Annotated in this window: 20 protein-coding genes; 14 read left to right on the plus strand and 6 right to left on the minus strand. The window is 62.3% G+C overall.

Annotation, left to right across the window (positions count from 1 at the left end; genetic code table 11):
• Positions 1 to 131 precede the first annotated feature (131 nt).
• The gene (locus M2S36_RS20580; protein WP_333957755.1) at positions 132 to 1,091 is read right to left on the minus strand and encodes a flagellar protein MotY; all 960 of its coding nucleotides are present in this window, start codon (positions 1,089 to 1,091) and stop codon (positions 132 to 134) included.
• A gap of 130 nt (positions 1,092 to 1,221) precedes the next feature.
• On the opposite strand from M2S36_RS20580, the gene pyrC reads away from it, so the two are divergent.
• Both pyrC and rnt read left to right on the plus strand, forming a co-directional pair.
• Positions 1,222 to 2,268 carry a dihydroorotase gene (pyrC, locus tag M2S36_RS20585; protein WP_207832935.1) on the plus strand — a complete coding sequence of 349 codons (1,047 nt, stop codon included), beginning with the start codon at positions 1,222 to 1,224 and terminating at the stop codon, positions 2,266 to 2,268.
• 59 nt (positions 2,269 to 2,327) lie between these two features.
• Complete coding sequence (rnt, locus tag M2S36_RS20590) at positions 2,328 to 2,939, plus strand: ribonuclease T (RefSeq protein ID WP_243434194.1); 612 nt, start codon at positions 2,328 to 2,330, stop codon at positions 2,937 to 2,939.
• Between the two features lie 159 nt (positions 2,940 to 3,098).
• Here rnt and M2S36_RS20595 read toward each other — a convergent pair whose 3' ends face one another.
• Complete coding sequence (locus tag M2S36_RS20595; RefSeq protein WP_003254945.1) at positions 3,099 to 3,701, minus strand: peroxiredoxin; 603 nt, start codon at positions 3,699 to 3,701, stop codon at positions 3,099 to 3,101.
• A gap of 224 nt (positions 3,702 to 3,925) precedes the next feature.
• On the opposite strand from M2S36_RS20595, the gene M2S36_RS20600 reads away from it, so the two are divergent.
• Together M2S36_RS20600 and bfr are read left to right on the plus strand one after the other, a co-directional pair.
• Positions 3,926 to 4,144, plus strand: coding sequence for a bacterioferritin-associated ferredoxin (locus M2S36_RS20600; protein WP_003254947.1), 219 nt, complete (start codon positions 3,926 to 3,928; stop codon positions 4,142 to 4,144).
• 201 nt (positions 4,145 to 4,345) lie between these two features.
• On the plus strand, positions 4,346 to 4,819 hold the full coding sequence (bfr, locus tag M2S36_RS20605) for a bacterioferritin (protein ID WP_063913140.1): 474 nt from the start codon (positions 4,346 to 4,348) through the stop codon (positions 4,817 to 4,819).
• Positions 4,820 to 4,876: 57 nt separating this feature from the next.
• Here the strand turns inward: bfr and grxD are convergent, their stop codons facing one another.
• The gene (gene grxD, locus M2S36_RS20610) at positions 4,877 to 5,212 is read right to left on the minus strand and encodes a Grx4 family monothiol glutaredoxin (protein WP_003254949.1); all 336 of its coding nucleotides are present in this window, start codon (positions 5,210 to 5,212) and stop codon (positions 4,877 to 4,879) included.
• A gap of 91 nt (positions 5,213 to 5,303) precedes the next feature.
• Positions 5,304 to 7,412: a molybdopterin-dependent oxidoreductase gene (locus M2S36_RS20615; RefSeq protein ID WP_207832937.1), complete on the minus strand. Its 2,109-nt coding sequence runs from the start codon at positions 7,410 to 7,412 to the stop codon at positions 5,304 to 5,306.
• A gap of 398 nt (positions 7,413 to 7,810) precedes the next feature.
• Here M2S36_RS20615 and argF point away from each other — a divergent pair, with 398 nt between their 5' ends.
• On the plus strand, positions 7,811 to 8,731 hold the full coding sequence (gene argF / locus M2S36_RS20620) for an ornithine carbamoyltransferase (RefSeq protein ID WP_207832939.1): 921 nt from the start codon (positions 7,811 to 7,813) through the stop codon (positions 8,729 to 8,731).
• Positions 8,728 to 9,837, plus strand: a complete 1,110-nt coding sequence (locus M2S36_RS20625; protein WP_207832941.1) for an ABC transporter ATP-binding protein — start codon at positions 8,728 to 8,730, stop codon at positions 9,835 to 9,837. The genes argF and M2S36_RS20625 overlap by 4 nt, the downstream gene beginning before the upstream one ends.
• Positions 9,838 to 9,978: 141 nt before the next feature.
• Here the strand turns inward: M2S36_RS20625 and ybaK are convergent, their stop codons facing one another.
• Positions 9,979 to 10,449 carry a Cys-tRNA(Pro) deacylase gene (gene ybaK, locus M2S36_RS20630; protein WP_016488787.1) on the minus strand — a complete coding sequence of 157 codons (471 nt, stop codon included), beginning with the start codon at positions 10,447 to 10,449 and terminating at the stop codon, positions 9,979 to 9,981.
• A 303-nt stretch (positions 10,450 to 10,752) separates the two neighbouring features.
• On the opposite strand from ybaK, the gene M2S36_RS20635 reads away from it, so the two are divergent.
• From M2S36_RS20635 to glpD, 4 genes are all read left to right on the plus strand, one after another.
• Positions 10,753 to 11,604 (plus strand): MIP/aquaporin family protein, encoded by an 852-nt coding sequence (locus tag M2S36_RS20635; protein WP_063913144.1) that lies wholly within the window; start codon positions 10,753 to 10,755, stop codon positions 11,602 to 11,604.
• A 51-nt stretch (positions 11,605 to 11,655) separates the two neighbouring features.
• Positions 11,656 to 13,155 (plus strand): glycerol kinase GlpK, encoded by a 1,500-nt coding sequence (glpK, locus tag M2S36_RS20640; protein ID WP_207832943.1) that lies wholly within the window; start codon positions 11,656 to 11,658, stop codon positions 13,153 to 13,155.
• Between the two features lie 244 nt (positions 13,156 to 13,399).
• Entirely contained in the window at positions 13,400 to 14,155 is a 756-nt protein-coding gene (gene glpR / locus M2S36_RS20645) for a DNA-binding transcriptional repressor GlpR (protein ID WP_207832945.1), read from the plus strand.
• 242 nt (positions 14,156 to 14,397) lie between these two features.
• On the plus strand, positions 14,398 to 15,936 hold the full coding sequence (glpD, locus tag M2S36_RS20650; RefSeq protein ID WP_233687098.1) for a glycerol-3-phosphate dehydrogenase: 1,539 nt from the start codon (positions 14,398 to 14,400) through the stop codon (positions 15,934 to 15,936).
• A 43-nt stretch (positions 15,937 to 15,979) separates the two neighbouring features.
• Here the strand turns inward: glpD and M2S36_RS20655 are convergent, their stop codons facing one another.
• A complete protein-coding gene (locus M2S36_RS20655) occupies positions 15,980 to 19,963 on the minus strand; it encodes an NEL-type E3 ubiquitin ligase domain-containing protein (protein ID WP_333957757.1) in 3,984 nt (1,327 codons plus the stop codon).
• Positions 19,964 to 20,456: 493 nt separating this feature from the next.
• Between M2S36_RS20655 and M2S36_RS20660 the strand changes: the two genes are divergently transcribed.
• The 4 genes from M2S36_RS20660 (at position 20,457) to M2S36_RS20675 (ending at position 23,666) form a co-directional block, all read left to right on the plus strand.
• The gene (locus M2S36_RS20660) at positions 20,457 to 21,374 is read left to right on the plus strand and encodes a glutamate/aspartate ABC transporter substrate-binding protein (RefSeq protein ID WP_025340398.1); all 918 of its coding nucleotides are present in this window, start codon (positions 20,457 to 20,459) and stop codon (positions 21,372 to 21,374) included.
• 142 nt (positions 21,375 to 21,516) lie between these two features.
• Positions 21,517 to 22,263 (plus strand): amino acid ABC transporter permease, encoded by a 747-nt coding sequence (locus M2S36_RS20665; protein WP_063913147.1) that lies wholly within the window; start codon positions 21,517 to 21,519, stop codon positions 22,261 to 22,263.
• The gene (locus M2S36_RS20670; protein WP_047595781.1) at positions 22,264 to 22,935 is read left to right on the plus strand and encodes an amino acid ABC transporter permease; all 672 of its coding nucleotides are present in this window, start codon (positions 22,264 to 22,266) and stop codon (positions 22,933 to 22,935) included. It abuts the gene before it with no gap.
• Positions 22,932 to 23,666 (plus strand): amino acid ABC transporter ATP-binding protein, encoded by a 735-nt coding sequence (locus M2S36_RS20675; protein ID WP_003258023.1) that lies wholly within the window; start codon positions 22,932 to 22,934, stop codon positions 23,664 to 23,666. The genes M2S36_RS20670 and M2S36_RS20675 overlap by 4 nt, the downstream gene beginning before the upstream one ends.
• The last annotated feature ends 2 nt before the right edge of the window (positions 23,667 to 23,668 follow it).

A 23,668-nucleotide genomic window follows, 5' to 3' on the forward strand; every position in this document is an offset into this window, starting at 1 on the left:
ATGTGGGAGCGGGCTTGTCCCGCGAAGCGCCGCGCGGGCGGCGCTCGATCTCACAGGCGCTGACAATGCTGTGGCGAACACCTGGTGGCCCCGATGCAATCCCCAGCCATGCCCACGGTGGCCAACCCGACTCAGGGCGCCTTCGCCCCCGGCGCGGCAGCAGGCGGACTGGCTGGCGCTGCCGCCGGAGCAGCAGGCGCTGCCTGCTCAACCGGCTTCTCCACCGGTTTCTCAACCACCGCCACCCGATCCAGTTCGATATTCACCCGCCGGTTACGCGCCCGATTGGCCGCACTGTTGTTCTTCGCCAACGGGTAACGTTCACCATGGAAGCGCACGGTAATCTGCTCTTCCGGCACGCCATGAGCCTTGAGGTAGTCGGCCACGGCCAGTGCCCGGCGGCGAGACGTGTCGCGATTGGTCAGGCGGTTGCCGCTGTTGTCGGAGTGGCCGTTGAGCTCGACATGGTTCACCGTCGGGTCGGCTTTCATGTAGTCGAGGATCACATCCAGCCGCGCCTTGGCCGCGCCATCCAGCTCGATACCTCCGCCGGGGAAACCCACCTGGGTCTGGCGCACCTGGTCGTAGTTCATCGGCAGCAGCTTGCCGGCACAGGCTTGGTAGTCGCTGTAGGCCTTGGCGAAACTGACCGGCAGCACACGCACTTCCATCGGCCTGCCCGCCTCGCCGGCGTAATTGCGCACCACCGTGCTGCGCCCGTCGAGCAGGCCGTTGATCAGGCGGCTGGCCTGGCCCTGGGACGAACTGAACAACACCCCGGTGCGAGCCAGGCGCACGCTGCCCAGGCTGATGTCGCTGCGCCCGGGTTGCCACGGCGCAGCGGCTGCCAGCAAAGTGGCCGTGCCCGCACCCAGTACGTTGCTGTCCGAGCGCAGCTGGAACACCGGCTGTTCGCCCGCGCGGCGTACGAACTCACCACTGCCAAAACCGTCGATCGGCTGGATCAGCCGGCATTCGAACTGGTCCCCCTCGACCTTCCAGGCAATGTTCTCCATGCGCGTCTGGAAAGTCAGTGCGCCGGCCGGCAGGCTGGCGAACAGGGTCAACAGGGCTAGGTAACGCTGGCGCACGGGCGGCTCCACAAATTCTGACGGCTTACCTGCAGGCTATCGGGCGCCTGCCGGAAAACTTGATAGCCGTGCTCCACCCAGGGTTTTCCGGTAGCATTGGGGCTTGAGTTCGACCCGCCTGGAATCCCCAATGTCCGATCGCCTGACCCTCCTGCGTCCCGACGACTGGCACATCCATCTGCGCGATGGTGCCGTCCTGCCCCACACCGTTGGCGACGTGGCGCGTACTTTCGCCCGTGCCATCATCATGCCCAACCTGGTTCCGCCGGTGCGCAATGCCGCCGAGGCTGGCGCCTACCGTGAGCGCATCCTGGCCGCCCGTCCGGCCGGCAGCCGCTTCGAACCGCTGATGGTGCTTTACCTCACCGACCGCACCAGCCCCGAGGACATCCGCGCGGCCAAGGCCAGCGGCTTCGTGTACGCCGCCAAGCTGTACCCGGCCGGCGCCACCACCAACTCCGATTCGGGCGTGACCAGCATCGACAACATCTTCCCGGCCATCGAAGCGCTGGCGGAAGTTGGCATGCCACTACTGGTGCATGGCGAAGTGACCCGCAGCGAAATCGATGTGTTCGACCGCGAGAAGCGCTTCATCGACGAGCACATGCGCCGTGTGGTCGAGCGCTTCCCCACGCTGAAAGTGGTGTTCGAGCACATCACCACCAGCGACGCCGCGCAGTTCGTCACCGAGGCCCCGGCCAACGTTGGCGCGACCATCACTGCCCAGCACCTGCTGTACAACCGCAACCACATGCTGGTTGGCGGCATTCGCCCGCACTTCTACTGCCTGCCGATCCTCAAGCGCAATACCCACCAGGTGGCGCTGCTGGACGCTGCCACCAGCGGCAGCCCGAAGTTCTTCCTGGGTACCGACTCGGCTCCCCACGCCCGTCACGCCAAGGAAGCTGCCTGCGGTTGCGCCGGTTGCTACACCGCCTACGCGGCCATCGAGATGTACGCCGAAGCATTCGAACAGCGTAACGCGCTGGACAAGCTGGAAGGCTTCGCCAGCCTGCACGGCCCGGCCTTCTATGGCCTGCCGGCGAACACCGACACCATTACCCTGGTCCGCGAAGAATGGACCGCCCCGGACAGCCTGCCGTTTGGCGAGCAGACCGTGGTCCCGCTGCGTGCCGGCGAAAAACTGCGCTGGCGCCTGCTGGAGGAAAACGCGTGAGCGAAGACCTCTACGAAGATGACCTGGACACCCAGGGCAGCAGCGGCTCGCGCCACCCGATGGCCGAGCGCTTCCGCGGCTACCTGCCGGTGGTGGTGGATGTGGAGACCGGTGGTTTCAACAGCGCCACCGATGCCCTGCTGGAAATTGCCGCGGTCACCATCGGCATGGACGAAAAGGGCTTCCTGTTCCCCGAGCACACCTACTTCCACCGGGTGGAGCCGTTCGAAGGCGCCAACATCGAGCCGGCAGCGCTGGAGTTCACCGGGATCAAGCTGGACCACCCACTGCGCATGGCGGTAAGCGAGGAAAGCGCGCTGACCGACATCTTCCGGGGCGTACGCAAGGCGCTCAAGGCCAATGGCTGCAAGCGGGCGATCCTGGTCGGCCACAACAGCAGCTTCGACCTGGGTTTCCTCAATGCGGCGGTGACGCGCAATGACCTGAAGCGCAACCCGTTCCACCCGTTCTCCAGCTTCGACACCGCTACCCTGGCGGGCCTGGCCTATGGCCAGACCGTGCTGGCGCGGGCCTGCCAGAGCGCCGACATCGACTTCGACGGGCGTGAGGCGCACTCGGCGCGTTACGACACCGAGAAGACGGCCGAGCTGTTCTGCGGCATCGTCAACCGCTGGAAAGAGATGGGCGGCTGGCGCGACTTCAACGACTGAGTCGAAAAAGCATTCGCGGGCATGCCCGCTCCCACAGGGATCGCACCATGGCTGAGGCCTGTGGGGCACCTGTGGGAGCGGGTTTACCCGCGAAGAGGCCGGCACAGGACGGCACAAAAAAACCGGCCACCAGGGCCGGTTTTTTCATGCAGGCGGCAATTACAGCTTGCCAGCGTTCTCGCTCAGGTAGGCAGCAACACCTTCTGGCGAAGCGTTCATGCCTTTGTCGCCTTTTTTCCAGTTGGCAGGGCAGACTTCGCCGTGCTCTTCGTGGAACTGCAGGGCGTCGACCAGGCGCAGCAGCTCGTCCATGTTGCGGCCCAGTGGCAGGTCGTTGACGATCTGCGAACGGACAACACCGTTGGTGTCGATCAGGAAGGCGCCACGGAAGGCCACGCCGCCTTCGGACTCGACGTCGTAGGCCTTGCAGATTTCGTGGGTCATGTCGGCAGCCAGGGTGTACTTGACCTGGCCGATACCGCCGTTGTTGACCGGGGTGTTACGCCAGGCGTTGTGGGTGAAGTGCGAGTCGATCGACACGCCGATCACTTCCACGTTGCGCGCCTGGAAGTCAGGGATGCGGTTGTCCAGGGCGATCAGCTCGGACGGGCAGACGAAGGTGAAGTCCAGCGGGTAGAAGAACACCAGGCCGTACTTGCCCTTGATGGCCGAAGCCAGGTTGAAGCTGTCGACGATCTCGCCATTGCCCAGCACGGCCGGAACGGTGAAATCGGGGGCTTTCTTACCAACGAGTACGCTCATTGTAATCTCCTGATGAGGGTGAAAAACCGTTTGCCGGGCCAGACGGGCTTGCCCGACATCCAACAAAGGCCGACCATCATACACGGCTTCTGATGACAGGCCGACTCCAACGACAAAGCAACCGCCGGTCGCTCAAGCACGGCCCTTCCAGAAACTCCTTTGACAAGAATTCTCATTAACATTAAGCTCCACCCCATCGAGCCCACCAACGATGGTCAGCCTTTATGTATGTGTGTCTTTGTGTCGGCGTTACCGACGGACAGATCCGCGATGCGATCTATGAAGGATGCTGCAGCTACAAGGAAGTGCGAGCCGCGACCAACGTCGCCAGCCAGTGTGGTAAATGTGCCTGCGTGGCCAAGCAGGTGGTCCGCGAGACCCTGACCGAGCTCCAGGTCAGCCAGGCAGCCCTGCCCTACCCTGTGGAATTTACCGCGGCCTGAAAACCCAGAATTCAAAGAACCGGACCTGGCGTCCGGTTTTTTTATGCCCGCAATTCAATAAGTTAGCGCTCCAACGCGGTTCACAAACATTCTTATTTCCATTAATTTTCACTTATTATTCAAGAACTTAGGTTTGACACACCTAAGTATCGGGCTCAAACTTCCCTGCATTGGCACACTTCTACAGGGCAGGAACCCGACATGAAAGGCGACGTAAGCGTCATCCAGCATCTCAACAAGATCCTCGGAAACGAGCTGGTCGCGATCAACCAGTACTTCCTGCACGCACGCATGTACGAAGATTGGGGCCTGAACAAACTCGGCAAGCACGAGTACAAGGAATCCATCGACGAGATGAAGCACGCTGACAAACTGATCAAGCGTATTCTCTTCCTCGAAGGCATCCCCAACGTCCAGGACCTGGGCAAGCTGCTGATTGGCGAGCACACCAAAGAGATGCTCGAATGCGACCTGAAGATCGAACAGAAAGGCCTGGCCGACCTGAAAGCAGCCATCGCTCATTGCGAAACCGCTGGCGACTTCGGCTCGCGTGACATGCTCGAAGATATCCTCGAGTCCGAGGAAGAACACATCGACTGGCTGGAAACCCAGCTGGGGCTGATCGACAAGATCGGTATCGAGAACTACCTGCAGTCGCAGATGGGCGAAGAATAAATATTCGCCCCATGAAAAAACCCGCGATCAGCGGGTTTTTTCATGCTTGCCGGAAAATCAGGCCTCGGAAGCCTTGGCCTTGGCAGCCGCTTCCTTGATCAGGGTTTGCAGCTCACCCTTCTCGAACATTTCCAGCATGATGTCGCTGCCGCCGACCAGTTCACCGGCTACCCACAGCTGCGGGAAGGTCGGCCAGTTGGCGTATTTTGGCAGGTTCGCGCGGATTTCCGGGTTCTGCAGGATGTCGACGTAGGCGAACTTCTCGCCACAACCCATCACGGCCTGCGATGCACGCGCAGAGAAGCCACACTGCGGGGCATTCGGCGAGCCTTTCATGTAAAGCAGAATGGTGTTGTTGGCAATCTGCTCTTTGATCGTTTCGATGATATCCATGTAGCACCTCGGCTGAACTTTCCGACGCGGTCGTCGGCACGGTGACGCATTGTAACGGAAAGCCGAGCAGCATGCTCGGCCTTACCGTTCCTTACGCGGCCTCTACCTGCACGGGTACGCCATTGAGGGCGGCATTGCCGGAAACCTGGTCACGCAGGCGCTCATCGGTGAGGTCGTTGGCACTCACGCCAGGTTGCGCCTGGGCGATCTGCATGTGCACGCCCTGGCGAGAATGACCGAAGCCATGGGGCAGGCTGACCACACCCGGCATCATGTCCTCGCAGGCCTGCACCTCGACTTCAAGGTCCCCGGTACGCGAGCGGATACGAACCCGCTGGCCGTCCTGCAACTGCCGCTGCTGCAGGTCTTGCGGGTGCATCAACAACTGATGTCGCGGTTTGCCTTTCACCAGACGATGGCAGTTGTGCATCCACGAGTTGTTGCTGCGGACATGGCGGCGGCCGATCAGCAGCAGTTCGCCCGGCATCGGGGGGGCTTGTTGGGCCAGCCGGCGCAGGTCGTCCAGCAACACCTGGGGCGCCGCTTCGACAGCCTTGCTGGCAGTCGTCAGCCGTGCGGCGAGGTTGGCGCGCAGTGGCCCCAGGTCAAGGCCATGCGGGTGCTCGTCCAGCACTGCCAGCGACAACTGCCAGGGCGTCGCCTCACCATAGCGCCCCTTGCGCAGGGCCAGGTCGATCATCTGCGCTGGGGCCCAGGTCGGTTTCAACTCCAGCCCGGCGCGCCTGGCGAACGCTTGTGCCAGCCCAACGAAAATCTCCCAGTCATGCAGTGCCCCTTCGGGCTTGGCCAGGATCGCCCGGTTGAAGCGCGTCACGTTGCGCACGGCCAGCAGGTTGAACGTGCTGTCGTAATGGTCGTTTTCCAGCGCCCAGGTGGAAGGCAGGATCAGGTCGGCATGGCGGGTAGTCTCGTTGATGTACAGGTCGATGCTGAGCATGAATTCCAACCCCTCCAGCGCCGTATCCAGCTGGCGGCCATTGGGTGTGGACAGCACCGGGTTGCCGGCCACCGTCACCAGGGCACGCACCTGCCCTTCGCCGGGTGTCAGCACTTCTTCGGCCAACGCCGCCACGGGCAGTTCACCGCCGTACTCGGGCAACCCCGACACCCGGCTCTGCCAGGCGTTGAAATGGCCACCCGAGGTGGTCGCCACCAGGTCGACGGCAGGCTCGGTGCACAACGCGCCGCCTTCACGGTCAAGGTTGCCGGTCACCAGGTTGATCAGTTGCACCAGCCAATGGCAAAGGGTGCCGAAGGCCTGGGTCGAAACCCCCATGCGGCCATAGCACACAGCCTTGTCGGCCGCGGCGAAGTCCCGTGCCAGCTGGCGAATGTCTGTCGCGGCAATGCCACAGTGCGCGCTCATGGCCTCTGCGCTGAACGGCGCGATTGCTTCGCGCACCTGCTGCAGGCCGGTGACCGGCAAGTGCGAGCCACGCGCCAGGCCTTCAGCGAACAGGGTGTTGAGCAAGCCACACAACAAGGCCGCATCCCCTCCCGGGCGGATGAACAGGTGACTGTCGGCCATGGCCGCCGTTTCGCTGCGCCGCGGGTCCACCACCACCAGGCGCCCGCCCCGGGCGCGCAGGGCCTTCAGGCGCTTTTCCACGTCCGGCACGGTCATGATGCTGCCATTGGAGGCCAGCGGGTTGCCGCCAAGGATCAGCATGAAACCGGTCTGGTCGATGTCCGGGATCGGCAGCAGCAGGCCATGGCCGTACATCAAGTGGCTGACCAGGTGCTGCGGCAACTGGTCCACCGAGGTGGCAGAAAAGCGGTTGCGGGTTTTCAGCAGGCCCAGGAAGTAGTTGCTGTGGGTCATCAAACCGTAGTTGTGCACGCTCGGGTTGCCTTGGTACACCGCCACGGCATTGCGCCCATGGGCCTGCTGGATCGCCCACAGCCTGTCGGCGGCCAGGGCAAAAGCCTCATCCCAGCCGATGGCCTGCCAGTGCTCGCCCACCCGCTTGTGCGGCTGGCGCAGGCGGTCGGGGTCGTTCTGGATGTCCTGCAGGGCCACGGCCTTTGGGCAGACATGACCACGGCTGAACGGGTCCTGGGGGTCGCCCTTGATCGAACTGATCAGCGCCCGCCCATCGTCGTCATGGCTGACTTCGATATTCAGCCCACAGATCGCTTCGCACAGGTGACAGGCACGGTGATGCAGGGTCTTGGTCATGGCCGCCTCTGCCTTGTTGTCGTGGAGGTAGTTGTGAAGAGTTGTCGAACATCGACTATGCACCCAGCCCCCACCACCGGCCAGCGCGCTTCGCGGCGTGAATCCACCGACATCAGGCACACGATTTGCGACAGCCATTTGCCAAATTGCCAGCAAGCCGTGTACAACCCTCTGTAGCAAATAAAAAACAGCACAGCCCGTCGGATAAAGACACCCTTTGCAACACCCTTTGGTATTGGGCAGCTGTTTCCCCTCTTGGCTTCAGGCGACATTTACTTATAGTATTGCGCCTTTCCCTATTTCGTCCGCCCCCGTGCGGCTTACGCCGCAGGTCACTCCCGTTGTCAAAAAAAACCATACGGTCGACCTGCATACCGTTGCAGATAAGGTAGTCAATCATGAGCGCTAGGCACTTTCTCTCCCTGCTGGACTTCACCACCGACGAATTGCTCGGTGTGATCCGCCGCGGCATCGAGCTGAAGGACCTGCGCAAGCGAAGCGTGTTGTTCGAGCCCCTGAAGAACCGCGTGCTGGGCATGATCTTCGAGAAGTCCTCGACCCGTACCCGCGTGTCGTTCGAGGCCGGCATGATCCAGCTCGGCGGCCAGGCCATCTTCCTGTCCCCGCGCGACACCCAGCTGGGCCGTGGCGAGCCGATCGGCGACAGCGCCATCGTGCTGTCGAGCATGCTCGACGTGGTGATGATCCGTACCCACGCCCACAGCACCCTGACCGAATTCGCCGCCAACTCGCGTGTGCCGGTGATCAACGCCCTGTCCGACGAGTCGCACCCGTGCCAGCTGCTGGCCGACATGCAGACCTTCCTCGAACACCGCGGCTCGATCCAGGGCAAGACCGTGGCCTGGATCGGCGACGGCTTCAACATGTGCAACTCGTACATCGAGGCGGCCAGGCAGTTCGACTTCCAGCTGCGCATCGCCTGCCCCGAAGGCTACGAGCCGGACCCACGCTTCATGGCCATTGGCGGCGACCACGTGCAGATCGTGCGCGACCCGAAGGAAGCCGTGCGCGGCGCCCACCTGGTGACCACGGATGTCTGGACTTCCATGGGCCAGGAGGAGGAAACTGCACGGCGCCTGGCGCATTTCGCGCCTTACCAGGTCACCCGCGCACTGCTCGACCTGGCGGCACCCGACGCCCTGTTCATGCACTGCCTGCCAGCCCACCGTGGTGAGGAAATCAGCCATGACCTGCTCGACGACCCTCGTTCGGTCGCCTGGGACCAGGCTGAAAACCGCCTGCATGCACAGAAGGCCCTTCTCGAATTCCTTGTAGAACCGGCTTACCACCACGCATGAGTCAACCCCTACTGCTCAACCTGCGCAACCTCGCCTGCGGCTATGGCGACCAGCGCATCGTCCAGAACCTCAATCTGCACCTGAACGCAGGCGACATCGGTTGCCTGCTGGGTTCATCCGGTTGCGGCAAGACCACCACCCTGCGCGCCATCGCCGGTTTCGAGCCGGTGCACGACGGCGAGATCCAGCTGGCGGGCGAGGTCATTTCCCGCGCCGGTTTCACCCTGGCCCCGGAAAAACGCCGCATCGGCATGGTGTTCCAGGACTATGCGCTGTTCCCGCACCTGACCGTGGCGCAGAACGTTGCCTTCGGCATCGCCAAGCACCCGCGCCAGGCCGAGGTCATCGAAGAGATGCTCGAGCTGGTCAAGCTGGGCGGCCTGGGCGGGCGCTACCCGCACGAACTGTCCGGCGGCCAACAGCAACGGGTCGCCCTGGCCCGTGCGCTGGCACCGGAGCCGCAACTGCTGCTGCTCGACGAGCCATTCTCCAACCTCGACGTGGAGCTGCGCCGGCGCCTGAGCCATGAGGTGCGCGACATCCTCAAGAGCCGTGGCACCAGCGCCATCCTGGTGACCCATGACCAGGAAGAAGCCTTTGCCGTCAGCGACCAGGTCGGCGTGTTCAAGGAAGGCCGCCTGGAGCAGTGGGACACGCCCTACAACCTTTACCACGAGCCGCAGACGCCGTTCGTGGCCAGCTTCATCGGCCAGGGGTATTTCATCCGTGGGCAGATGAGCAGCCACGAGGCAGTCAATACCGAGCTGGGTGAACTGCGCGGCAACCGTGCCTACATCATGGCGCCGGGCAGCTCGGTGGATGTGCTGCTGCGCCCTGACGATATCGTCCACGCACCGGGCAGCGCGCTGCAAGCGAACATCGTCGGCAAAAGCTTCCTTGGTGCATCGACCTTGTACCGCCTGCAGTTGCCGACCGGCAGCCAGCTGGAGGCGATCTTCCCTAGCCATGACGACCATCAGGTCGGTGAGGATGTGGGGATTGCGGTAAAGGCCGATCACCTGGTGCTGTTCCCCGTGCCGGGTAGCGTGGCGGCGCAGTTGCCGCGGCAGGAAAACGGCGTGCGTCGATACAGTTCGGCGACCTGATTCAAAATCCTGAGGCCGCTTTGCGGCCCTTTCGCGACACAAGGCCGCTCCCACAGGTACAGCGCACCATTCACGGGCGGCGTTGTACCTGTGGGAGCGGCCTTGAGTCGCGAAAGGGCTGCAAAGCAGCCCCGAAAATTCTCAGCCCCGCCCGATCCCGGCAAACTTGCCCTGGGTATGCTCGGCCAATACCGCTGCCGCCAACTCCACCTCCAGCCCACGCCGCCCGGCGCTGACATGGATGGTTGCAAAGTTCTGTGCCGAGTCATCGATAAAGGTGCGCAGGCGCTTCTTCTGCCCCAACGGGCTGATCCCTCCCACCAGGTACCCCGTGGCCCGCTGCGCCGCCGCCGGGTCGGCCATCTCGCACTTTTTCACCCCGGCAGCATGGGCCAGGGCCTTGAGGTCCAGCGTGCCCACCACAGGCACCACCGCCACCAGCAACTCCCCCTTCTCGCTGCTCGCCAGCAAGGTCTTGAACACCTGCTGCGGGTCGAGACCGAGCTTTTCCGCAGCCTCAAGACCATATGACGCCGACTTGGGGTCATGTTCGTAACTGTGCACACGATGCTCGGCGCGGTGCTTCTTCAACAGGTCTAGGGCGGGGGTCATGCAGGGGCTCCGGTCGGGGACGGCTCGGTGGCTACTTTAGGATAATTCCCACATCGCAGCCAGCGCACAGCAAGCGCACCCCTCTAGTACGCGGATCCGCACCGAAAATCAGCAGCCAGCTCGTGACCGACCGTTCACTTTCGACCTTTGACATCAGCGTTTCTTGTCTATATTTTTTCGTTTCTGAATAAATGGTGCACTTTTAAGGTGCATTTCCTACATCTGCCTGGGGTCAATGGGGATAGACTCCAGGCTTTGCTGTCGAGCGCCACGCGCCTCACAACAAAAAAAACGAGGTCATACATGACGACTGCTCTACGCCAACCCACGCTGTCCAGCCAATGCCTGGCCGAGTTCCTCGGTACTGCACTGCTCATCTTCTTCGGTACCGGCTGCGTCGCCGCGCTCAAGGTCGCGGGCGCCAGCTTCGGCCTGTGGGAAATCAGTATCATCTGGGGCGTGGGCGTCAGCATGGCGATCTACCTCACCGCCGGCATTTCCGGCGCGCACCTGAACCCGGCGGTGAGCATCGCCCTCACCCTGTTCGCCGGTTTCGACAAGCGCAAGCTGCCCTTCTACATGCTGGCCCAGGTATGCGGCGCGTTCTGTGGCGCAGCGTTGGTCTACACCCTGTACAGCAACCTGTTCTTCGATTTCGAACAGGCCCACGCCATGTTGCGCGGTAGCGAAGCCAGCCTGGAGCTGGCCTCGGTGTTCTCCACCTATCCGCACCCGTCGCTGTCCACCGGGCAGGCGTTCCTGGTCGAAGTGGTCATCACCGCCATCCTGATGGCCGTGATCATGGCCCTGACCGACGACAACAACGGCCTGCCGCGCGGCGCCATGGCCCCGCTGCTGATCGGCCTGTTGATCGCCGTGATCGGCAGCGCAATGGGCCCGTTGACCGGCTTTGCCATGAACCCGGCCCGCGATTTCGGGCCAAAACTCATGACCTTCCTGGCCGGTTGGGGCGAAATCGCCTTCACTGGCGGTCGGGACATGCCTTATTTCCTGGTTCCGGTGTTCGCACCGATCCTTGGCGCCTGCCTGGGGGCCGCGACCTATCGCGGCCTGATCGCCCGCAACCTGCCAATGGCAGCCGCCGTGAACCCTGAGACAAATGACAATCGCCAGGGCGATACTCAAGTCAATTGACGCCGGCATCAAGCCCAGCCCTGAACCCCTATTTTCGCAAGGCCTACGACCATGACAGACACCCAGGATAAGAACTACATCATCGCCCTGGACCAGGGCACCACCAGTTCGCGGGCCATCATTTTCGACCGCGACGCCAATGTGGTGGGTACCTCCCAGCGCGAGTTCGCCCAGCACTACCCGCAGGCAGGCTGGGTCGAGCATGACCCGATGGAAATCTTCGCCACACAGAGCGCGACCATGGTCGAGGCCCTGGCCCAGGCGGGTATCAGCCACGCCCAGGTCGCCGCGCTGGGTATCACCAACCAGCGTGAAACCACCGTGGTGTGGGACAAGGAAACCGGTCGCCCGGTGTACAACGCCATCGTCTGGCAGTGCCGCCGCAGCACCGAGATCTGCGCCCAGCTCAAGCGCGACGGCCATGAAGACTACATTCGCGAAACCACCGGCCTGGTCACCGACCCGTACTTCTCCGGCACCAAGCTGAAATGGATCCTCGACAACGTCGAGGGCGCCCGCGAACGCGCCGAGCGCGGCGAGCTGCTGTTCGGCACCATCGATACCTGGCTGATCTGGAAGTTCTCCGGAGGCAAGGTGCATGTCACCGATTACACCAACGCCTCGCGCACGCTGATGTTCAACATCCACAGCCTGCAGTGGGACGACAAGCTCCTGGAAATCCTCGGCATCCCACGGCAGATGCTGCCCGAGGTACGCCCTTCCTCGGAGGTCTACGGCCACACCAAGAGCGGCATCGCCATTGCCGGTATCGCCGGCGACCAGCAGTCGGCGCTGTTTGGCCAGATGTGCGTGGAGCCAGGCCAGGCCAAGAACACCTACGGCACCGGCTGCTTCCTGCTGATGAACACCGGCGACCAGGCGGTGAAGTCATCCCATGGCCTGCTCACCACCATCGCTTGTGGTCCGCGGGGCGAAGTGGCCTATGCCCTGGAGGGCGCTGTGTTCAACGGTGGCTCTACCGTGCAATGGCTGCGTGACGAGCTGAAGATCGTCAACGACGCTCTGGATACCGAATACTTCGCCAGCAAGGTCAAGGACAGCAACGGCGTATACCTGGTGCCCGCCTTCACCGGCCTGGGCGCTCCGTACTGGGACCCGTATGCCCGCGGCGCGCTGTTCGGCCTGACCCGTGGCGTTAAGGTGGACCACATTATCCGCGCGGCACTGGAGTCGATCGCCTACCAGACCCGGGATGTGCTCGACGCCATGCAGCAGGACTGCGGCCAGCGCCTGTCCGAGCTGCGTGTGGACGGCGGTGCGGTGGCCAACAACTTCCTCATGCAGTTCCAGGCCGACATCCTCGGCACCTGCGTGGAGCGGCCGAAGATGCGCGAGACCACGGCATTGGGCGCGGCCTATCTGGCGGGCCTTGCCTGTGGCTTCTGGAGCGGTCTGGACGAGCTGCGCGACAAGGCGATCATCGAACGCGAATTCAGCCCACAGCTGGACGAAGCGCAGAAAGAGAAGTTGTATGCCGGCTGGAAAAAAGCGGTCGAGCGTACCCGTGACTGGGAAGATCACGAGGCCTGATCCACGGCGCGAAAGCATGCCCAAATCCTGTGGGAGCGGCGTTACCCGTGAAGATGACACCGGCTGCGCCGGTGTTCGCGGCTAAAGCCGCTCCCACAGGGACCAGTGCAAGCTTCCGGGTTTTGTGGATGACGGGCGCCGCGGCAGGGACCGCGTGAAACAGCAGGCCCGTTAGTCTACTGGTCGTAGTCCGCGTCCTACGGCATCATTGCAGCATTTGTCCGGCAGCCCCAAAGGACCGCCCATGAATCTGCCCCCTCGCCAACAACAAATCCTCGAACTGGTGCGTGAACGCGGTTACGTCAGTATCGAAGAAATGGCGCAGCTGTTCGTCGTCACGCCACAGACTATCCGCCGTGATATCAACCAACTGGCCGAGCTCAACCTGTTGCGCCGTTACCACGGTGGCGCCGCCTACGACTCGAGCATCGAGAACACCGCCTACGCCATGCGTGCCGACCAGATGCGCGACGAAAAGCAACGCATCGCCGAAGCCGTAGCCCAGCAGATTCCCGACCATGCTTCGGTGTTCATCAACATTGGCACGACCACCGAGTCCATTGCCCGGGCGCTGCTCAACCATAATCACCTGAAGGTCATCACCAATAACCTGCACGTGGCCGCAATCCTTGCCGCCAAGGACGATTTCGAAGTGCTGGTGGCGGGAGGCACGGTGCGTCGTGATGGCGGCGTGGTCGGCCAGGCCAGTGTCGACTTCATCAACCAGTTCAAGGTCGACTTCGCCCTGGTGGGCATCAGTGGCATCGACGAAGACGGTAGCCTGCTCGATTTCGACTATCAGGAAGTACGGGTATCCCAGGCGATCATCGCCAATGCCAGGCAAGTGATCCTTGCCGCCGACTCCAGCAAATTCGGGCGCAACGCCATGGTGCGCATGGGCTCGATCAGCATGGTCGACTGCCTTGTGACCGACCAGGCGCCAGCCCCCGCCCTCACCCAGTTGCTCAACCAGTACAAGATTCGGCTTGAGGTGGTGTGAGGGCTGACAGGCGCATGCCACAGGTTTTGTAGCGCCTGCGAGATCGCGCGGCGCTCGATCTCACAGGCGCCTCACCTTTCACACCGATCACCCGAAATTTTCGTAAATGTTCACTTCATTGTCATCTGATCAGTTTTTTCTATAAAGACTGGCTGGCGACCGGCTTTCTGTTGCGCTAATATTTTCGAAAACGAACATCAATGTTCATAATCGATATGAACAGCTACCAGGAGGCCTTGCCCGTGTCCAAGCCCGTTTCGTCCCAGCCCCCACTCGCTGACTGCTATGACCTCGCTGTGATCGGCGGCGGCATCAATGGCGTGGGCATCGCTGCCGATGCGGCCGGCCGCGGCCTCAAAGTGTTCCTGTGCGAAAAGGATGACCTCGCCCAGCACACCTCGTCGGCCAGCAGCAAGTTGATCCACGGCGGCCTGCGCTACCTGGAGCACTACGAGTTCCGCCTGGTGCGTGAAGCGCTGGCCGAGCGCGAAGTGTTGCTGGCCAAAGCCCCGCACATCGTCAAGCCCATGCGCTTCGTGCTACCGCACCGCCCGCACCTGCGCCCGGCCTGGATGATTCGCGCCGGCCTGTTCCTGTATGACCACCTGGGCAAACGCAAACGCCTGGGCGCCTCGCGCAGCCTGCGCTTTGGCCCCGGCTACCCGCTCAAGCCAGAGATCACCCGTGGTTTCGAATATGCCGACTGCGCGGTGGACGATGCGCGCCTTGTCATACTCAATGCCATGGCCGCCCGTGAAAACGGCGCGCACATCCGCACCCGCACTCGTTGCTTGCGCGCAGAGCGCAGCGAAGGGGTCTGGCAAGTCGAGCTGCAGCACGCCGATGGCAGCCTGCAGACCATCCGCGCTCGCGCCCTGGTCAATGCGGCCGGCCCGTGGGTAGCCAGTTTCATCAAGGATGACCTCAAGCTCGATGCGCCCTATGGCATCCGCCTGATCCAGGGCAGCCACTTGATCGTGCCGCGCCTGTACGAGGGGGAACACGCCTACATCCTGCAGAACGAAGACCAGCGCATCGTCTTCTGCATTCCCTACCTCGACCGCTTCACCCTGATCGGCACGACCGACCGCGAATACACCGGCGACCCAGCCAAGGTGGCGATCACCGACCAGGAAACCGACTACCTGTTGAAAGTGGTCAACGCGCATTTCAACCATCAACTGGGCCGCAGCGATATCCTGCACACCTATTCGGGCGTCCGCCCGCTGTGCAACGACGAATCCGACAACCCGTCGGCAGTAACTCGCGACTACACCCTGGCGTTGTCCGCCGGGGAAGGCCAGGCACCGTTGCTCTCGGTGTTCGGCGGCAAGCTGACCACCTACCGCAAGCTGGCCGAGTCAGCCATGGCCGAGCTCAAGCCGCACTTCCCGCAAATGCGCGGCAGCTGGACAGCCAGCTCGCCACTGCCGGGCGGCGAACGGATGACCACCGTTCAAGCCTTGGTCGATGCCGTGCTGGCCCGTTGCGGATGGCTGCCGGTCGATATCGCCAAGCGCTGGGCTCTGACTTACGGCAGCCGCGTATGGCAGTTGCTCGAGGGTGTGCAAGGGCCGCAGGACCTGGGGCAGTCCATCGGTGGCGGGTTGTTCGCTCATGAAGTGGACTACCTCATGCGGGAAGAATGGGCCATGAGCGCGGACGACATCCTCTGGCGTCGCACCAAGCTCGGCCTGTTCACCAGCGTCACGGAGCAAGAAGCGCTGATTGAGTACCTTCGCCACAAGCAGGCAACCCAGGCCGCAACTCGCGCGGCCTGACATGCCAGGGTAGCCAGCCCGCAACGCGGATGGCCACCCTGCCTCACTCGGCAAAGCGCCTCCACGCCTCCTCGGCCAGTGCCCGCAGCAACTCACGCTCGGCCGCTTCCAGCTCATGCATCAGCTCGTCGGCTTTTTGCAGGTAGAGCTGCTCGCTGGCGCTTGCAGCTTGCGCCTCATACTCGGCCAGGCGCTGGTGGTAAGGCTCCGCAAGCTGCTCGAACCGTTCGGCGTACCGCCGCCTTGTGTAGTCCACCCAGAACGGCCTCTGTGCCAGGGCCTGCTGAATGGCCTGAGGCGTCTCGGTTTCCAGTACCTCCAGTCGAGCTTCGACCAGTTCGGCGTCCGTTATATTGGCATATGACGCGTAATGCATGTCCTCGACATGGATCGGCAGTTCAAGCGCCTGCGCCAGCTGGTTACGGAACAACAGCCTGACCTCGATTTCATCGACCCGGTCAATGGCACCTGCGCGCATGCGCTGCACATGCCGGGCTGCGATCGCGTCCACCAGATCCAGCCGGTAAAGCTGGCGCCCCAGCCGTACCAGGCTTTGTTCCATGATGGCCGGTGGTACACCGGTGACACCCTGCTGTACCAGCACACCGACTTCCAGCTGATTCAATATCAACAGCAAACGGTCTTCACAACTGCGCGGCCCCCCGACCTCGCGGAACAACTGCTCGCGCACCACTTCGCTCTGCTCACAGGCATCCAGGATGCGCCATATGCGCCGACGGTAGTGGCCCGGGTGTTCCGTAAAATCGTCCCCCTGGCTCAGATCAGCCAGAAACCGGAACAGGTCGCGCGACCCGACCTCCTGCTGCAACCGATCCCAGGTCGCCTCGCGCTGCCTGCGCAGCGCCGGGTCACGGGTTTGCGTCCACAGCTCGCGGACCTCCACACTGGCTTCACGATGCTTGTAGGAGGTACTTCCTCGGGTGCCCGGGATTGTGCCGACATGCGCACCGTCGAGCTGCTCATGGCTGGCCCGGCTCAACGGGTTGTCATGCAGCTCGATTCGCGCCAGTCGCAAGTTCAGCCCTTGCATTTCCCGCTGCAGTTCGCGAATCCGGTTTTCTCGTGCGTCAATCAACGCTCTCCAGGAGGCGCGTGCCAGCAACTCCTCCAAATCCACCAACTCGGTCGCACGCAGATGCAGTTGCCGCACATGACGCAAACCTGACAGGTCCGGCGCCTGGCGTAGCGGATTGAAACTCAGCTCGATCGTATCCAGCAACGTTAGCTGGGCAAAGCGATGATTGGCTTCGGCGTTGATCACGATCTGGTTACGTGCAAGGTTCAGGCGGCGCAGGTGTACCAGCCTTTCTATTCCCGGCGGCACCTGAGTGAGGCGGTTTTCGCTCAGGTCCAGTTCGACCAGGTTGGGGAAGCGGTGGAGAAAATCCGCTTCGATGCTCGCCAGGTTCATATTGCGCAGGACCAACCGTTGCACATGCGCAAATTCGAGCCCCGCAGGCAGCGACGGCAGCTCACCGACATGCTCGCCATCGATTACCAGCTCGTATTCGTCGTTGGCATCCACCAGCTTGCGCCGCCAGCTGCGACGCAAGGTTTCGGCGACCCGACGGCGCCTCACGGCATCGGCAGGTGTTCGCCATTGGCCTTGCCATTCGCTCAAGGCCTGCCGCAGCTCCGCAAGCTGGCGTTGCAGCAGCTGGTAGTGATCCCAGAGACTATGGCCTTGCGCCCGCACAGCGTTCAGATAAGCCTGCAGCTGCAACTCGCTGAGCGTCGGAAAGATCTGGTGAATCCCGCGCCTGATCGCTTGCTGGCTGCTCTCCCCACCGCCGCTGAGCCTGTAGCCCAGGCGTCCGTCGCCAAAGCGCCTGGGCAGATGGATGCCTTCACCCGATGGCGCCAAGCCAATCAGCCGGCCAGCCAGTTCGCGATCGGCACTGGCTGCTTCCATCAACCAGTCACGTAGTTGCCTGGCATCGAGGCTACTGGAGCCCAGTGCGACCTTCTGCTCTTCGTCCAGGCATTGCACCACCACCTTCAGCAACGACTGGCCAGCACCCTCCGTGTTCGCACCATCGCCCTTGTCGAGGCGGTAACCTGCCCCGCTCCTCACGATGACCCTGGCCTGGGCTTTCGACTCGGGATGACTGGCAAACTGCACGCGACCATTGCGGCTGCCCGAGCGCAGCTCCACAGGGTGCGAAGAGGGCCATGGCGCCTTCTTCGCAACCAGCCCCATCACCAACTGCTCGCTGTCTGCGTTGATCATGCCATGCAAGCGCATGCCGAGGCAGGCCTTGTCCAGACGGCTGTCCCGAGCATACCGGCGCGCCCGTTCAGCCATGCTCAGCGGCAGGCGCCCGGTGGTACGGAAGCTTTCCAGCTGAGCAGTGCTGGTGTGCCTGATGATTTCCGCAGCCCCATGAGGCGTCAGGCCCTTGAACGCCTGCATCAGAATCACCTGGTCTGAATCAAGGGGTTCGCTCAGGGCGGCGAACGCCTCTTCGAACAATGGGCCTTCAAGCCCGGCTGAACTGCGATGCAGGCCTATGCGCTCATGCATGTCCTGGATCCGTGCCGGGACCGGCGCCAGCTCTACGCACAGGCGCCGCAGCTCATCGGTGCCGTAGCCGGTGACAGCCACAAGCGTGCGCGCATCATCCTCCAGCACACTGCCGAGCGTTTGTGGGGCGAGAGCTTGCAATAGCGCTGCAGGACTTTGCTCCACGTGCGCATGCGTGCTGCCGTGCCTGAGCTTCACCTTGCCCCCTGCGGCCAGTCCAGGTTCCAGCGCATCGACAAACGGAATGCGCGGCAATACATGCATGGTCCCGGAAACCGCCCCGGCCAGTGCCAGGTTCTCGGCAACGCTGAACAGGTGAGCCAGCGCTGCTTGGCGATCCCCTAATCGCCAGGCCTCATAGCCTTCGTAGACCTCGTCCAGCAACTGTGCGGCGTTGATCACCAGCAGCACCTCGCCCAGCGTGGGTATGAAAAAAGCCGCCATCCCCAACAGGTCCAGCCCTGCGGACAGCATCTGCTGCAACCGCTGCTGCCTGCTCTGGCGATCTTCATCATCCGTGGGCACGGCAATGAAACGCGCATCGTCGAAGATCCTGGCCATCTGCTGCGCCTGGACGTGGGCGAACACATCACCCGTGACGGGCAGGTTTCGGCCGTCGAGCTGCAGCGGCGAACCAGGGGCGGATGCTGCAAGCAGACTGGTCAACGCCTGGGTGAATCCGTTGCAGTCGCGTGCCTTGATGAACCGCTCGAAAAACCGGCGGAACGAGGGCGCACGCAAGCGCATGCCCATGTCCTGGTAGACATCCTGCCAACTATCGTAGTGACGGATGGCTTTTTCAGGGTCATCAGGCACCCACAGGATGATTTCGTCGATCACATCGCTGCCGGCCACTCGCCATTCGAAGGCGATTACACCGATGATGCACTTGCCAAGCAAATAGAGCTGACGCGCAATCAGAGTGCCGTTGGCACCATCCTTTCCACTCTGTGAGGTGAAACATGACAGCAATCGCCGCAGGTCCGCTTCGTCCATATGCCCCTTGATCCTGGCCTCGTACAGCGAAGCTTCCAGGCGGGTGCGCTGGCAGTCCTGGAAAAGCTGCTCGATTTCCTTGCGCGCCTGATCCCTGGGTTGACCACGGCCCGACTTGGGCTGCAGCACATTCTTCAGCAGTGCCTGATAGCCCGCACCAACATCCAGGCTGCGGCACAACGCGGCAAAATGCTCGAACGAAAGGGGCAAGGCTACGCCTTGGGCGCCGACCAGCTTTGCCTTGCGCAACAGCCAAGGCCGGGTTTCCTGGTCCTGGAAGTTGTGCAAAGCCGCCGCCAGCAAACTGTGCTGTGACTTGTAGGTTACCGTGGGTTGATACAGTTTCTCGGCGGCCGAAGGCAGTTTGAACTGCTCTTCGATCAAGACGAACGCCTGCCGAGGATCGACCTGCTCCAGCCCCGCGTCGCGCAAGGCCGTTTCCAGCCGCGCCAGGGCAAACGTCTCGATCGAAGGAACAGGCTGCATTACCTGGCGCAAACGCTCGGCGCAGGCCTGCTGGGCTGACAAGGCCTGGCGAAAGGCCCGCGCATGCGCAACCTCGGCATTGACGAGCCATGAAGGTAGTTGTCGCGCTATCAAGTGATCGACAGAGGTTTGGGCGAAGGAATGAATGGCAGCCACAGAGGGATCTCCAGTCTGGAAAGCCCGGATGTGAGCACGTGCGTTGATCCACCCCGCGGTAAATATGTCGAGCTTGATACAGCTCGCCGATCAGCCATTCGGGTTTCCGAACGCCATCCCGGCATTCGTTCGGAAACCCGTCACGACACAGCGAGCCTGCAGCATGAAAAATCGCTTGTATCCCTCGGAATATGCGACGTTATGATCGATATCAGGGCTTGGCACGACTCATGCTCTACACTTGGTAGCCGAATGCACTCGCTTCTTGCGGTATTCGTTGAACGAAAGAGTCCGCCAACGGCTCCATAAAAAAAACAAACACGTCGAGGAAAATTTGATGCGTATCGTTCGTCAATTGCTGGGCGCCGCCATCGCGGCCGCTGTGATCGCTTCGCCGGCCATGGCCGAAGAACTGACCGGCACCCTGAAGAAGATCAAGGATTCGGGCACCATCACCCTGGGCCACCGCGACTCCTCCATCCCGTTTTCCTACCTGGCCGGCAAGCCCGAGCCCGTGGGCTACTCGCATGACATCCAGCTGGCTGTCGTCGACGCCCTGAAGAAGCAACTGGGTACGGACATCAAGGTCCGCTACAACCTGGTCACTTCCCAGACCCGCATCCCGCTGGTGCAGAACGGCACCGTGGACCTCGAGTGCGGCTCCACCACCAACAACGTCGAGCGCCAGCAGCAGGTCGGTTTCTCGGTCGGCATCTTCGAAGTCGGTACCCGCCTGCTGACCAAGGTCAAGGACGGTCAGCCAGCATACAAGGACTTCCCGGACCTGGCCGGCAAGAACGTGGTGACCACCGCCGGTACCACCTCCGAGCGCATCCTCAAGGCGATGAACGCCGACAAGCAGATGAAGATGAACGTGATTTCCGCCAAGGACCACGGTGAAGCCTTCAACATGCTCGAAAGCGGCCGCGCCGTGGCCTTCATGATGGACGACGCCCTGCTCGCCGGCGAAATGGCCAAGGCGCGCAAGCCATCGGACTGGGTCATCACCGGTACCCCACAGTCGTACGAAATCTACGGCTGCATGGTGCGCAAGGATGACGCTGCCTTCAAGAAAGCGGTCGATGACGCCATCGTCGGTTACTTCAAGTCGGGCGAAGTCAACAAGAGCTACGACAAGTGGTTCCAGCAACCAATCCCGCCAAAGGGCCTGAACCTGCAGTTCCCGATGAGCGACGAGCTGAAGAAACTGATCGCCGAGCCGACCGACAAGGCCGCGGACGAGAAGAAGTCCTGATCCCCAGCCAGTGGCCTGCTGCGCTGCAACGCGCGAATTAAACCTGCAGGCCACCTGTTAGTGTCTAACCTTTCATCCGAGGGCATTACGCCCTCGGATGCTGGAAGGTGCCCGTGAAACAACCGTCTGAGGGGAAATCCCGATGAATTACAACTGGGACTGGGGCGTGTTCTTCAAGTCCACCGGCGTGGGCAGCGAAACCTATCTGGACTGGTACGTCACCGGTCTGGGCTGGACCATCGCCATCGCCATCACCGCCTGGATCATCGCCTTGCTGCTGGGTTCGCTCCTCGGCGTCATGCGCACCGTGCCGAACCGTGTGGTAGCAGGTATCGCCACTGCCTACGTGGAGCTGTTCCGCAACGTGCCGCTGCTGGTGCAGCTGTTCATCTGGTACTTCCTGGTGCCGGACCTGCTGCCAGAAGGCCTGCAGGAATGGTTCAAGCAGGACCTCAACCCGACCACCTCGGCGCTGATCAGCGTGGTCATCTGCCTGGGCCTGTTCACCGCCGCCCGCGTGTGCGAACAGGTGCGTACCGGCATCCAGGCGCTGCCCCGCGGCCAGGAAGCCGCCGCCCGCGCCATGGGCTTCAGCCTGTCGCAGATCTACACCAACGTGCTGCTGCCGCAAGCCTACCGGATCATCATTCCGCCGCTCACTTCGGAATTCCTGAACGTGTTCAAGAACTCGTCGGTGGCGTCGCTGATCGGCCTGATGGAACTGCTGGCGCAGACCAAGCAGACCGCCGAATTCTCGGCCAACCTGTTCGAGGCCTTCACCCTGGCCACGCTGATCTACTTCACCCTGAACATGGGCCTGATGCTGCTGATGCGCATGGTCGAGAAGAAAGTCTCGGTGCCCGGCCTGATTTCCGTAGGGGGCAAATAAATGGACATGGATTTCAGCGAAATCATCCCGGCCCTGCCTGCCCTGTGGGAAGGCATGGTCATGACCCTGCAGCTGATGGTCATGGGCGTGGTCGGCGGCATCGTCCTGGGGACCATCCTGGCTTTGATGCGCCTGTCGTCGAGCAAGCTGCTGTCGAACGTGGCCGGAGCCTACGTCAACTACTTCCGCTCGATCCCGCTGCTGCTGGTAATCACCTGGTTCTACCTGGCGGTACCGTTCGTGCTGCGCTGGATCACCGGCGAGGACACCCCGGTGGGTGCCTTCACCTCCTGCGTGGTGGCATTCATGATGTTCGAGGCCGCGTACTTCTGCGAAATCGTCCGCGCCGGCGTGCAGTCGATCTCCAAGGGCCAGATGGGCGCCGCCCAGGCCCTGGGCATGACCTACGGCCAGACCATGCGCCTGATCATCCTGCCCCAGGCCTTCCGCAAGATGACCCCGCTGCTGCTGCAGCAGAGCATCATCCTGTTCCAGGACACCTCGCTGGTATACACCGTGGGCCTGGTGGACTTCCTCAACTCGGCACGCTCCAACGGCGACATCATCGGGCGCTCCCATGAGTTCCTGATCTTCGCCGGTGTCGTGTACTTCCTCATCAGCTTCTCCGCTTCGTGGCTGGTCAAGCGTCTGCAAAAAAGGATCGCCGTATGATTTCCATCAAGAACGTCAACAAGTGGTACGGGGACTTCCAGGTACTGACCGACTGCAGCACCGAGGTCAAGAAGGGTGAAGTGGTGGTGGTATGTGGCCCGTCGGGCTCGGGCAAGTCCACCCTGATCAAGTGTGTCAACGCCCTGGAGCCGTTCCAGAAAGGTGACATCGTGGTCGACGGCACCTCGATCGCCGACCCCAAGACCAACCTGCCCAAGCTGCGTTCGCGCGTTGGCATGGTGTTCCAGCACTTCGAGCTGTTCCCGCACCTGTCCATCACCGAGAACCTGACCATTGCCCAGCGCAAGGTGCTCGGCCGCAGCGAAGCGGAAGCGACCAAGAAGGGCCTGGCCCTGCTCGACCGCGTCGGCCTCGGTGCCCATGCCAAGAAGCACCCCGGCCAGCTGTCCGGCGGCCAGCAGCAGCGCGTGGCCATTGCCCGCGCCCTGTCGATGGATCCGATCGTCATGCTGTTCGACGAACCGACCTCGGCGCTGGACCCGGAAATGGTCAACGAAGTACTGGACGTGATGGTCGAGCTGGCCCACGAGGGCATGACCATGATGTGCGTGACCCATGAAATGGGCTTCGCCCGCAAGGTGGCCAACCGCGTGATCTTCATGGACAAGGGCAACATCATCGAGGATTGCCAGAAGGAAGACTTCTTCGGCAACCCGAGCGCCCGCCACGAACGTACCCAGCACTTCCTCAGCAAGATCCTGCAGCACTGATT

Source organism: Pseudomonas sp. SF2 (assembly GCF_036858055.1).
Taxonomy (GTDB): Bacteria; Pseudomonadota; Gammaproteobacteria; order Pseudomonadales; family Pseudomonadaceae; genus Aquipseudomonas.

Excerpts from the sequence above, each read along its gene's own strand:
- pyrC (WP_207832935.1), top strand. The coding sequence starts at position 1,222 with ATGTCCGATCGCCTGACCCTCCTGCGTCCCGACGACTGGCACATCCAT.
- rnt (WP_243434194.1), top strand. The coding sequence starts at position 2,328 with ATGGCCGAGCGCTTCCGCGGCTACCTGCCGGTGGTGGTGGATGTGGAG.
- M2S36_RS20595 (WP_003254945.1), bottom strand. The coding sequence starts at position 3,701 with ATGAGCGTACTCGTTGGTAAGAAAGCCCCCGATTTCACCGTTCCGGCC.
- M2S36_RS20600 (WP_003254947.1), top strand. The coding sequence starts at position 3,926 with ATGTATGTGTGTCTTTGTGTCGGCGTTACCGACGGACAGATCCGCGAT.
- bfr (WP_063913140.1), top strand. The coding sequence starts at position 4,346 with ATGAAAGGCGACGTAAGCGTCATCCAGCATCTCAACAAGATCCTCGGA.
- grxD (WP_003254949.1), bottom strand. The coding sequence starts at position 5,212 with ATGGATATCATCGAAACGATCAAAGAGCAGATTGCCAACAACACCATT.
- M2S36_RS20615 (WP_207832937.1), bottom strand. The coding sequence starts at position 7,412 with ATGACCAAGACCCTGCATCACCGTGCCTGTCACCTGTGCGAAGCGATC.
- argF (WP_207832939.1), top strand. The coding sequence starts at position 7,811 with ATGAGCGCTAGGCACTTTCTCTCCCTGCTGGACTTCACCACCGACGAA.
- M2S36_RS20625 (WP_207832941.1), top strand. The coding sequence starts at position 8,728 with ATGAGTCAACCCCTACTGCTCAACCTGCGCAACCTCGCCTGCGGCTAT.
- ybaK (WP_016488787.1), bottom strand. The coding sequence starts at position 10,449 with ATGACCCCCGCCCTAGACCTGTTGAAGAAGCACCGCGCCGAGCATCGT.
- M2S36_RS20635 (WP_063913144.1), top strand. The coding sequence starts at position 10,753 with ATGACGACTGCTCTACGCCAACCCACGCTGTCCAGCCAATGCCTGGCC.
- glpK (WP_207832943.1), top strand. The coding sequence starts at position 11,656 with ATGACAGACACCCAGGATAAGAACTACATCATCGCCCTGGACCAGGGC.
- glpR (WP_207832945.1), top strand. The coding sequence starts at position 13,400 with ATGAATCTGCCCCCTCGCCAACAACAAATCCTCGAACTGGTGCGTGAA.
- M2S36_RS20655 (WP_333957757.1), bottom strand. The coding sequence starts at position 19,963 with ATGCAGCCTGTTCCTTCGATCGAGACGTTTGCCCTGGCGCGGCTGGAA.
- M2S36_RS20660 (WP_025340398.1), top strand. The coding sequence starts at position 20,457 with ATGCGTATCGTTCGTCAATTGCTGGGCGCCGCCATCGCGGCCGCTGTG.
- M2S36_RS20665 (WP_063913147.1), top strand. The coding sequence starts at position 21,517 with ATGAATTACAACTGGGACTGGGGCGTGTTCTTCAAGTCCACCGGCGTG.
- M2S36_RS20670 (WP_047595781.1), top strand. The coding sequence starts at position 22,264 with ATGGACATGGATTTCAGCGAAATCATCCCGGCCCTGCCTGCCCTGTGG.
- M2S36_RS20675 (WP_003258023.1), top strand. The coding sequence starts at position 22,932 with ATGATTTCCATCAAGAACGTCAACAAGTGGTACGGGGACTTCCAGGTA.